8 protein-coding genes are annotated in these 10,322 nt (G+C 70.5%); 5 read left to right on the top strand and 3 right to left on the bottom strand.

Annotated elements, in window-relative coordinates; all coding sequences use genetic code 11:
• Window positions 1-1,114 precede the first annotated feature (1,114 nt).
• Genes ACFVV1_RS40435 through ACFVV1_RS40415 form a run of 5 tightly spaced genes read left to right on the top strand, consistent with a single transcriptional unit; the run spans window position 1,115 to window position 6,213 of the window.
• A complete protein-coding gene (locus ACFVV1_RS40435) occupies window positions 1,115-1,999 on the top strand; it encodes an ABC transporter substrate-binding protein (protein WP_390000565.1) in 885 nt (294 codons plus the stop codon).
• A gap of 8 nt (window positions 2,000-2,007) precedes the next feature.
• Window positions 2,008-2,982, top strand: a complete 975-nt coding sequence (locus ACFVV1_RS40430) for an amino acid ABC transporter permease (protein ID WP_390000563.1) — start codon at window positions 2,008-2,010, stop codon at window positions 2,980-2,982.
• Window positions 2,979-3,752 carry an amino acid ABC transporter ATP-binding protein gene (locus ACFVV1_RS40425; RefSeq protein ID WP_266430867.1) on the top strand — a complete coding sequence of 258 codons (774 nt, stop codon included), beginning with the start codon at window positions 2,979-2,981 and terminating at the stop codon, window positions 3,750-3,752. Before ACFVV1_RS40430 ends, ACFVV1_RS40425 begins: the two co-directional genes overlap by 4 nt.
• The gene (locus ACFVV1_RS40420; RefSeq protein WP_390000560.1) at window positions 3,752-5,371 is read left to right on the top strand and encodes an amidohydrolase family protein; all 1,620 of its coding nucleotides are present in this window, start codon (window positions 3,752-3,754) and stop codon (window positions 5,369-5,371) included. The genes ACFVV1_RS40425 and ACFVV1_RS40420 overlap by 1 nt, the downstream gene beginning before the upstream one ends.
• Entirely contained in the window at window positions 5,368-6,213 is an 846-nt protein-coding gene (locus tag ACFVV1_RS40415; RefSeq protein ID WP_390000557.1) for a serine hydrolase, read from the top strand. The genes ACFVV1_RS40420 and ACFVV1_RS40415 overlap by 4 nt, the downstream gene beginning before the upstream one ends.
• A 42-nt stretch (window positions 6,214-6,255) precedes the next feature.
• Here ACFVV1_RS40415 and ACFVV1_RS40410 read toward each other — a convergent pair whose 3' ends face one another.
• From ACFVV1_RS40410 to ACFVV1_RS40400, 3 genes are all read right to left on the bottom strand, one after another.
• Window positions 6,256-7,179 (bottom strand): LysR family transcriptional regulator, encoded by a 924-nt coding sequence (locus ACFVV1_RS40410; protein WP_390000554.1) that lies wholly within the window; start codon window positions 7,177-7,179, stop codon window positions 6,256-6,258.
• A gap of 9 nt (window positions 7,180-7,188) precedes the next feature.
• Window positions 7,189-8,541, bottom strand: a complete 1,353-nt coding sequence (gene lysA / locus ACFVV1_RS40405; protein WP_390000552.1) for a diaminopimelate decarboxylase — start codon at window positions 8,539-8,541, stop codon at window positions 7,189-7,191.
• Between the two features lie 695 nt (window positions 8,542-9,236).
• Window positions 9,237-10,088, bottom strand: a complete 852-nt coding sequence (locus ACFVV1_RS40400) for an IS5 family transposase (RefSeq protein ID WP_390000549.1) — start codon at window positions 10,086-10,088, stop codon at window positions 9,237-9,239.
• Between the last annotated feature and the right edge of the window lie 234 nt (window positions 10,089-10,322).

Genomic DNA, 10,322 nt, shown 5'->3' with positions numbered 1-10,322 from the left:
TGGAACGTCGCACTCAGGGCCGGGCTGGCCCTTCCCGACGTGGCCTAGCCACCGACAGGAGAAGCCCCCCGGATTTATCCGGGGGGAGGAGTCACGTACACGCCCTACGATCCCCCGGCCACGGACTCCCCCGACGCCTCGGACCCGACCACCGAGGAGGCGGAGCCGGATCCCACCCTCGACCCCGCCTGCCGCGCGGCAACCGACACGCTCCAGAGCCATATCGACCTGATCACCAACCCGGTCACCACCGACAACGTGGGCTCGGCCGTCGCCACCTACCAGGACCTGGCATCCAGCCTGGACAGCGCCGCATCCGAGGCGAACGACTCGGGCGTACGCTCGGCCATCAACGCCCTCGCCGCCGACGCCAGGACGGTGGGCGCCAGCCTGCGGGACTCGGGCAACTCTGTCGGGCCGGGAATCTGCGCTGGAAGCGCTCTGGTACAGGCCGGTTGGACCGGCCGCATGGCGCGTCTCGCGACGCAGGAGCGGAACCGGCGGCCAGGTGAAGGCCCAGGGGCACGGCCTTGGTCGAGGGCGCTGCCAAGTGCGTGTCCAGCGGTGGTGAGCTTCGCGGGATGGTGCAGGCTGCCGGTGTGAAGCACCGTGACGGCTCCGTTCGCATGTGCGGCGTCGTCGATGGAGTTGCCGATCAGCAGCACGCGCCGTGGTTCGTTACTGAAGCCGAGCGCATCGGGGTGGGCGCCCAGCCGGCGCGGCTGCCTTCGTACTGGCCGACGGACCGGTACGTCCGTCGAGGCGCGCGAAGAAGCTGTCGGTGCCGACCGGGGCGTGGATTCAGGACAGTTCCTTCCGTGAGCGGCAGTAGGCGACCCGGTCGAGTCGGCGCGCGGTTCCGCTACTGCGGACACCGCAGTTGATGTTTGATCCGCTTGGGGCGGATCTGATACCGCGCCTCGGTGGGCAGGTGCGGATCTTCGTGGACGAGACGCGGTGCTCGGGGTGGGGGAGGGCTGAGGATCCTCGCTCAGCCGTCGGACTCGGACCCATACAGATTTCGATGGTCAGGCATGAATAGCTTCATCATCTTCCATTCACCGGGGCGCGACTGCCAGCATCGGCGCACCGCCACCCCGTGAGGGAGAATCCGATGAATCGTCCCCGTTCTCTGCGCTGTCTGGCAGCCCTGGCCGTGATGGCTCTCGCGGCCACCGCCTGTGGGCGCTCCGGTCAGGGCGACGCCCCGTCCGGGGCCGCGTCACAGGCCACCTCCGGCCGGACCGCGGCCGAGCTGCTGCCCGCTCAGCACCGGCAGAAGGGTGTGCTCCGGGTGGCCACCGCGGTCGGCTACCCGCCGATGGAGATGTACGAGCCCGGCACCACCCGGCTCACCGGTGTCGACCCCGATCTGGCCAAGGCCCTCGCCAAGCAGCTCAAGCTGAAGCTGGAACTCACCAATGCCGCCTTCGACGGACTGATCCCCGGTCTGGAGTCCGGACGGTTCGACCTGGTCATGTCGTCCATGACCGACAGTGCACAGCGGCGCCAGGCGGTCGACTTCGTCGACTACTTCCGCACCGGCGGCGTCATCATGACGAAGCAGGGCAACCCGCAGGGCATCAAGTCCCTCGCGGACCTCTGCGGAAAGACCGTCGTCCTCGCCAAAGGCAGCTCCAACCTCCACATCGGCGAGGAACAGAACGCCAAGTGCCAGGAGAAGATGCGGATCTCGCAGAGCGAGGACGCACCGACCGGGCTGCTGCAACTGGACAGCGGACGCGCGGTCGCGACCATCGTCGACTATCCCGTCGCCAAGATGTTCACCAAGAAGAGCAGCGCGTACGAGGTCCTGCCGGAGCAGTACGGCACCGCCCCCTGGGGCATCGCGTCCGCGAAGAGCCAGGGCGGACTGCGCGACGCCGTCCACCAGGCCCTGCAGGAACTCGTCGACAACGGCGACTACAAGAAGATCCTCGACACCTGGGGAGTCGGCGACAGCGCCGTGCCCGAGGTCACCGTCAACGACGGGCAGTGAGAACAGGCATGAACCACCAGAAAATACCCGGCGCCGCCCTCGGCCGGGCGCCGGACGCCACCCCCGCCGACGGGACGCCGCAGGAGGACGACCTCTCCCTCCAGGTGACCGGACGCCCGCGTCCCGGGCGCTGGCTCGCGGTCCTCGCCGCCACTCTGTTCGCGGTGTGGCTCGCCTACACCGTCATCGTCAATCCCAATCTGCACTGGGACATCGTCGCCAAGTACCAGTTCGACGGCGTGATCCTCAAGGGCCTCGGGGTGACCATTCAGCTCACCCTCGTCTCGATGGCTCTCGGCATCGCCATCGGGGTCGTCGTCGCTGTGATGCAGCTGTCCGACAGCCCCGTCCTGCGTCTCACCGCCAGTGTCTACACCTGGTTCTTCCGGGGCACCCCGCTGCTGGTCCAGCTCATCTTCTGGTTCAACCTGGCCCTGCTGTTCCCCGTGATCAGCATCGGAATCCCCTTCGACGGCCCCAAACTCATCAGCTGGCAGTCCAACCAGGTGATCACCGGGTTCGTGGCCGCGCTCCTCGGTCTCTCCATCAATGAGGGCGCCTACATGGCCGAGATCGTGCGGGCCGGCATTCAGAGCGTGGATCCCGGCCAGCGCGAGGCGGGAGCCTCCATCGGGATGTCGAACCGTCAGATCCTGTCCCGGATCATCCTCCCGCAGGCGATGCGGGTCATCATCCCGCCGTTCGGCAACCAGTTCATCTCCATGCTCAAGACGACCTCACTGGTCTCGGTCATCGCCGGCGCCGATCTGATGACCGTCTCCCAGCACCTCTATCTCGCCAACTTCGAAGTGGTCGCACTGCTCCTGGTGGCCTCGATCTGGTATCTCGTGCTCACCACGATCGCCAGCATCGGCCAGCACGCCGTCGAGCGACGCTACAGCCCCGGAACCGCTCCCGTGCTGCGGAGCAGGATCCTGGCCAATCTCCTGCCCGGACGCGCCAAGAAGGGAGCAGCGGCATGAACGACGTGATCCTCAGGGCCCGCGGGGTTCGCAAACGATTCGGTGACACCGAGGTGCTGAAGGGCATCGACCTCGACGTCCGCAGCGGTGAGGTGCTCTGTGTCATCGGCCCCTCCGGGTCCGGGAAGTCCACGCTGCTGCGCTGCTTCAACCACCTTGAGCGGATCGATGCGGGGCGAGTGTGGATGGACGGTGAGCTGGTCGGCTACGAACAGCACGGCCCGTCCGGCCGGGTGCTGCGCGAGCGGCGCGCCCGGGACGTGCGGCGCCAACGCGAACGGATCGGCATGGTGTTCCAGCGGTTCCACCTGTTCCCGCACCGCACAGCGGTGCAGAACGTGATGGAGGGTCCGGTCGCCGTCAAGGGCCGGCCCCGTGCGCAGGCCGAGAAACAGGCCCGCAAGCTCCTGGCCGACGTCGGTCTCGCGGACCGGGCGGACCACTACCCGGGGCAGCTGTCCGGCGGGCAGCAGCAGCGCGTGGCGATCGCCCGCGCACTGGCCATGGAACCCGCCCTCATGCTCTTCGACGAACCCACCTCCGCCCTCGATCCCGAACTCGTCGGCGAGGTGCTCGGCGTCATGCGCGACCTGGCCCGCAGCGGTATGACGATGGTCGTGGTCACCCACGAGATGGGCTTCGCCCGCGAGGTCGCCGACCGGGTCCTGTTCATGGACCGGGGCGCCGTCGTCGAGGCCGGGAGCCCCGACCTGTTGTTCACCGACCCGCGGCACGACCGCACGCGGGCCTTCCTGTCGACGGTGCTGTGATGGGCCGCCCCCTCGATCTGCTGCTGCGCGGCGGCACGCTCGTGGACGGAACCGGCGCACCCGCCCGGGAAGCGGACATCGCGGTGGTGGACGGGCGGATCGCCGTGCTTCCCGCCGGCGCCCCTGCCCCGGCCGCCGAGACCCTGGATGTGACCGGGCGGGTCGTGGCCCCCGGCTTCATCGACGTACACACTCACTCCGACGCCCTCGCGGCACCCCACGGAGCGGGCGGTGCCACGGAGCCGATCGACGGCCTCCGCCTCGCTCCGCTGCTCCAGGGCGTCACCACGGAGATCTGCGGCAACTGCGGGACCAGCCTGTTCCCCTCGCTCCCCGGGCGGCTGTCGGAACTCGCCGAGCATCTCAGGGTGACGTTCGGGCTCGGACCGGTGCGGCCCGCCGTGGACTTCGACGCGTTCGCCGCCGGACAGGACCCCGCTCTGCGCCACACCCACATCGCCTCGCTGGTCGGCCACGGCACGCTGCGCGCCGGAGTGATGGGCTTCGAGGCCCGGCCGCCCCGGCCCGATGAACTGGACGCCATGTGCGCGCTGCTGGACCGGGCGCTGGCCCAGGGGGCGGCCGGTCTGTCCACCGGGCTGATCTACCCTCCCGGCACCTATGCCGACACCGAGGAGATCGTCGCGCTGGCCGGGGTCGCCGCCCGTCACGGCAAGCCCTACGTCACCCATCTGCGCGACGAGATGTCACAGGTGGAGTCCGCCCTGGAGGAGGCCCTGGAGATCGCGGTACGTTCCGGCGCCCCCTTGCAGATCTCCCACCACAAGACCGCGGGCCGGCACGCCTGGGGCGCCACACTGCGGACCCTGCCCCGTCTGGAACGGGCCCGCGCCGAAGGCGTGGACGTGCTGTGCGACGTATATCCGTACACGGCGGGAAGCACCGTCCTGCACGCCATGCTGCCCCCGTGGGCGAGTGAGGGCGGCGTCGGCGCCCTGCTGGAACGGCTGCGCCGGCCCGAGACGCGCGACCGGATCAGAACGGACATCGCCCAGGGCGTCGAGGGGTGGGAGAACACCGTGGGAAACGGCGGCTGGGACCTCATCTCGGTGGCCGCCGCGCAGACGCACCCCGAGGCCGAAGGGCGCACCATCGCCGACCTCGCAGCCGAGCGCGGCGTCCATCCGGTCGACCAGGCGTGCGATCTCCTGCTGGCCGAGCAGGGCGAAGTGACCATCATCAGCCATTCCATGCGAGAGGACGACGTCCGCCGGGTCCTCGCCAGCCCGTTGTCGATGATCGGTTCGGACGGTGTCCCCAAACCCGGTCGGCCGCATCCGCGCTGGGCGGGAAGTTTCGCCCGGGTGCTCGGCCGCTACACCCGCGACGAGCAACTGCTCCCGCTGGAGAGCGCGGTGCACAAGATGACCGGACTGCCTGCCGGGCGGTTCGGCCTCACCGGCCGCGGCGTGGTCCGCGACGGCGCCCTCGCCGATCTGGTCGTGCTCGACCCGGCGTCGGTACGCGACACCGCCGACTTCGACCGCCCCCTGCTGGCACCCGAAGGCATCGATACCGTCGTGGTGTCGGGGCGGGTCGCGGCCAGAGGGGGCCGCCCGACCTCGGCGCGGGCGGGAGAAGTGGTGAGAATCCGATGAGTCTGGCCCAAGTGGCCGCGGCGGCACGGCGCTCGGCCGCGCTGCCGCTCACCCTGGCCGTCGCCGCCGTCGACATCGACGGCGGCGGCACGGTGGGGGTGGACGAGCGCACCGTGCTGCCGGTGGCGTCCGCCTCGAAGCTGCTGCTGCTCGCCGAGGTCGCGCGCCGGCTGGACACCGGGGAACTGCCCGCCGACCGTTTCGTGGAGGTCCTCGACGAGGACCTGGCGGAGGGCACCGGTCTGCTGCGCCGGCTGAGCGGGCGCGGCTGGACCGTCGAGGACCTGGCCTGGCTGACCGCCTCGGTGAGCGACAACACCGCGACGAACGCGCTGTTGCGCCTCGTGGGGCGCGAGTCCACGGCCCGGCTCGCACAGGAGCTCGGGCTCGATCACCTCACGCTGCACGACAAGGTCCGCGACGTCCGTGGCCCGGACGTGCCGCCCGTCTTCGCCACCGGCACCGCACGGGACCTGGCGCGGCTGGTGACACACGCGGTGCGCGGCACCATGAGCTGCCCGGCGGCCTCCGCCCGGCTGCTGCGCTGGATGCGTGCCAACACCGATCACGGCCTGGTCCCCGCACTGGTCGACCACGACCCGTACGCCCCGGGCTTTCCCGAGCGGCTGCGCGACGGGCTTCTGGTGGCCAACAAGACCGGCACCGACACCGGGGTCCGTGCCGACGCCGGTGTCATCGTCGGCAGGCGCCGGCTGGCGTACGCGGTGGTGGCGCACTGGGACACGGCACTGGGACCGAGCACCGAGCGGGCCGCCGTGCATGCCATTCGGGACGTGGGGCGGACCCTCGCTGCCTGTGCCGGGCGCCGGACCGCCGATTGAGGCACGGGCGCCGGCCCCGAGGAGGCATGACCGGTGCGCCGGTCACGCCCACTGCACCTCCAGCAGCGATCGGATCTCCTCGGCGGCCGACCGCAGGTCCGCGAGGAAGATCCGCAGCAGCGGGTTGCGGTTGGTGGGCCGGGTGGCGACGCCGATGCGCCGGTGCAGTCGGGGGTGGTCCAGTCGGCAGACGTGCACGCCGGCGGTGTCGCCGAGTCCGAGGGCCGGGACGAGTGCGATGCCCATGCCCGCGCGAGCCAGGTTGATCGTGACCTGGTAATGATCGCTGCGGCAGCGAACCCGGGGGCGGAAGCCCTCTGCCGCGCACGCGCGTTCCAGAACCGGTTCGCCGGTGTGGCCGCCGTGCGTACCGATCCAGCTCTCCCCCTCCAGGGCGGCGAGCCGGACCGCGGCGTGCCGCCCGAGGCGGTGCCGCAGGGGAAGGATCACCAGCTGCGGCTCGTCGAAGAACATCTCCACGTCCACGGTCGCCTGCCGGCACCAGGGGTCCAGCGGATGTTCGAAGACGACCGCGGCGTCGAGCCGGCCCGCCTCCAGGTCGGGCACCAGCTCGTGCGGCTGCCCGAGGATCAGTTCCAGCTCGACCTGGGGCCGGTTCGCCGCGAACACCGACAGGGCCCGGGGCAGCAGTTCCAGGCCCGAGGAAGCGAAGAAGCCCAGCCGCAGGACCCCGGCGTCGCCTTCGGAGTGCGCCCGCAGGTCGTCCTGGGCCACGGCCATCAGGTCGGCGACCGCCTGCGCGTGCTCGGCCAGTCGCACCCCGGCTGCGGTCAGCCGCAGGCTCTGCGGCTGACGTTCCACCAACGCCACTCCGAGCTCCTGCTCCAGCCGGGCGAGTTGATGCGAGATCGCGGAGGGGCTCAGATGCAGCGCCTGGGCCGCGGCCACGATGGTGCCGGTACGGGCTATCTCCAGCAGGACGAGCAGTCGGGCACTGTTCAGCATCGGGTCAGGTTAGGCCGTGCCGACGCGCTGCGCCGCTCCGGCGCCGGACCGTACCGTCTCCGCCGGCTCCGGGAGCCCGGCGGGCTCGTCCACGTCCAGGCGCAGCAGGTCCTCCTCGGTCTCCCGGCGCACCACGGTGCGGGCGCGGCCGTCGCGTACGAAGACGACGGCTGGACGCGGCAGCTTGTTGTAGTTGGAGGCCATGGCGTATCCGTAGGCGCCGGTGACCGGCGTGGCCAGGAGATCGTCCACCGCGATGTCGGCGGGCAGGGCGGCGTCGTCGACGATCACGTCGCCGCTCTCGCAGTGCTTGCCGACCAGCCGTGCCCGCATGGGCCGGGGGGCGCGCGGGCTGCGCGGTAGGAACACCTCGTAGCGGCTGCCGTACAGGGCGGGGCGCAGGTTGTCGCTCATCCCGCCGTCCACACCGATGTACGTCCGCACGCCCTCGATCCGCTTGATCGTGCCCACCCGGTAGAGGGTCAGCCCGGCGCGGGCGGCGATGGAACGGCCGGGTTCCACGGTCACCGAGGAGCCCCAGCCCGCGTCGCGTACCGCGGTCCGCACCCGGGCCGCCCATTCGGCGAACGACGGTGCGGTCTGTCCCGCCTCGTACGCGACGCCGAGGCCGCCGCCGACCGTGAGCCGGTGCAACCGTGTGTCGGCGGCGAACCGGGCGACGGCCGCGGCGCCGGCCGCGAGCTCTGCCGTGTCCAGCACCTGCGAGCCCACATGGGCGTGGACGCCTTCCAGGATCATCGCCGGGGAACCGGCGGCCCGGCGCACGGCGGCCGCCGCGGTTCCGCCGGCGAGGCCGAATCCGAACTTCGAGTCGTTGCCACCGGTCCGGATCGCCTCGTGCGCGCCGGCGGCCACTCCGGGCGCCACCCGCAGCTGGATCCGGGCGGGCGGCAGGTGTTCCTCGGCGTGCAGGCGCTCGATGCGGTCCATCTCGTCGAAGCTGTCGACCACCAGGTGCCGCACCCGGGCGGACATGGCCGTGCGCAGTTCCGCCTCGTCCTTGTTGTTGCCGTGCAGGACGATCCGATCGGCGGGCACCCCGGCGTGCAGCGCGACCCGCAGCTCGCCACCGGAGGCGACATCGAGCAACAGCCCCTCCTCGTGGGCCAGCCGGGCCATGGCCGTGCACAGGAACGCCTTGGAAGCGTAGGCGACGTTGTCCCGGCCGAAGGCGGCGACCGCGTCCCGGCAGCGCCGGCGCAGATGCTCCTCGTCGTACACGAAGAGGGGTGTTCCGAAACGCCGTGCCAGTTCGGTGAGCAGGACGCCACCGACGGCCAGCCCTTCCCGACGTATTTCGGACGTGCCGGGCAGCAGGCCCGATTCGATGGCTGACGTCATGCGTTCCTCCCCGGAAGCCGGCTCGCAGCCATCCTGCGGCCTGCACGGGGGGTCATAAAAGCGCATTCTTCTATGGCTGAGCCTCACGGTTTTCGATGCTCGCGCCGTACACCGGCGCCGGTACACCGGCCCCGCCACGAGGCAGTCGGTGCGCATCCGCGTCGGCTCCACCGGTTCCCGTGGAGGGCACGGTGCCGCACCATGTTCTGGGCAAGCCCCGTACCCCTTCGTCGGACGAGGTCACCCTTGAGAAGCCTCAGATCCTGGATCGTCGTCTGCTCGTCTGCTCGTCTGCTCGTCTGCTCGTCTGCTCGTCTGCTCGTCCGCTCTCGCCGTACCGGTCACTGTGCCGAGCCCGGCCACGGCAATGAGCCCCCTGCCGGTGACGCGGCAGCCGTCTCCCGGGACAGGCACGCCTTCGACTCCGGGCCGGCCGAGGCGGCGCTGCAGCGCCTGCTCCCGTACCACGCCGAGCAGTTCGACCTCGTGCCGGCGGGCCGCCCCGCATCCGGCGACTACTTCACCGTCTCCGGCACGACGGGCCGGGCCCGCAAGGACAGGGGGGCACGTTCCTGCCCTGGGGCCGCACCGGGCCTGAGGCTCGTGCGCTGCGGGCGACCCACTCCAGCCCCGCCAGAACAGCACCCAAGCCAGCCAACCCAACGAAGTACTACTAAGACCGACCGGCAAATGGATCACTTGAGGCGTCGGGTGGTGGGGCGGCCGTCCCAGCGGTAACGCTTGGTCGCGCGTCGGATGAGCATGCGGAGCGTGACGAGGGCGGCGGCGAGGTAGAGGTAGAAGTCCACGACCTCACCGCGTTTCTCGGTGCAGCGTCGCAGCTTGCCGTAGTCGTTCATCCAGGAGTGCGTGCGCTCGATCACCCAGCGTTTCCCGGCCTGGATCGGGGCTGGGATCCCCTTGCGGGCGATCTCGGCCGTGAAGCCCAACTCGGCTATCAGGGCACGTGACTTGGCGCTGTCGTAGCCGCGGTCCAGGTTGACGTTGACGCCTTCGGGCATCGCGCCGGCCTGGGTGCGGGCCGCCTTCAAGGTCGGGCCGAGCATGGGCGAGTCATGCCGGTTGGCCCCGTCGGAGACGATGCCGAGCGGGACGCCGCAGGCGTCGGAGGCGACCGAGCGTTTCAGCCCCTGCTTGCCCCGGTCGACCGGTGACCGCCCAGCCTTCTCGCCACCGGACGGGGCCTTGGTGATGCAGCCGTCAACCGGGATCTCGGCCAGCCCCAGCCCGATGGTGCGGTCGTAGGCTTCCAGGGCGAGGGCATGAACCTTCTCGGATATCCCCAGCTCAGCCCACTCTTTGACACGCCGTCGGATAGTACGGTCGGAGCATCCGGGACTGGAGATGCGCTCGTAGCCGGAGCCATGGACCAGCGCAAGCACGATGTGCTCGAAGACGGTCCGGTCGGCGACCCGGCGGCGGTGACAGCCCAGCGGGTGGTCCGCAACGAACGCCCCCCGCGCGGGCAGGAGCGCAGCGAACTGGTCCCACAGGGGTTCGAGCAGGCAAGATGGCACCGCAGGCACGGGTCCTCCGTGTGATCACTGAGCGTAGAGAACTCCATGATCACGCAGAGCCCGTGCCTGTCTCACATCCGGGCCCCTCAGAGCCTGTCGGGTGGCCGGTTGATTACGCTGCGATGTAGTCCTCGACGGTGTTGGCCTCTGCGGTCTTGCGGTGGGATTCATGGCTCCACCGCAGGGACTGCCCGGCGAGCCGGACGAGCATCAAGCGGATCATTGCCACCTTGATCATGGCCT

Source organism: Streptomyces sp. NPDC058092 (genome assembly GCF_042884935.1).
Lineage (GTDB): Bacteria > Actinomycetota > Actinomycetes > Streptomycetales > Streptomycetaceae > Streptomyces.
Note: the sequence above shows the minus strand (reverse complement) of the source record. Positions and strands in the feature narration are given on the sequence as shown.

Bases quoted from the DNA above. Each gene is read 5' to 3' on its own strand.
- ACFVV1_RS40435 (WP_390000565.1), top strand. From the start codon at position 1,115: ATGAATCGTCCCCGTTCTCTGCGCTGTCTGGCAGCCCTGGCCGTGATG.
- ACFVV1_RS40430 (WP_390000563.1), top strand. From the start codon at position 2,008: ATGAACCACCAGAAAATACCCGGCGCCGCCCTCGGCCGGGCGCCGGAC.
- ACFVV1_RS40425 (WP_266430867.1), top strand. From the start codon at position 2,979: ATGAACGACGTGATCCTCAGGGCCCGCGGGGTTCGCAAACGATTCGGT.
- ACFVV1_RS40420 (WP_390000560.1), top strand. From the start codon at position 3,752: ATGGGCCGCCCCCTCGATCTGCTGCTGCGCGGCGGCACGCTCGTGGAC.
- ACFVV1_RS40415 (WP_390000557.1), top strand. From the start codon at position 5,368: ATGAGTCTGGCCCAAGTGGCCGCGGCGGCACGGCGCTCGGCCGCGCTG.
- ACFVV1_RS40410 (WP_390000554.1), bottom strand. From the start codon at position 7,179: ATGCTGAACAGTGCCCGACTGCTCGTCCTGCTGGAGATAGCCCGTACC.
- lysA (WP_390000552.1), bottom strand. From the start codon at position 8,541: ATGACGTCAGCCATCGAATCGGGCCTGCTGCCCGGCACGTCCGAAATA.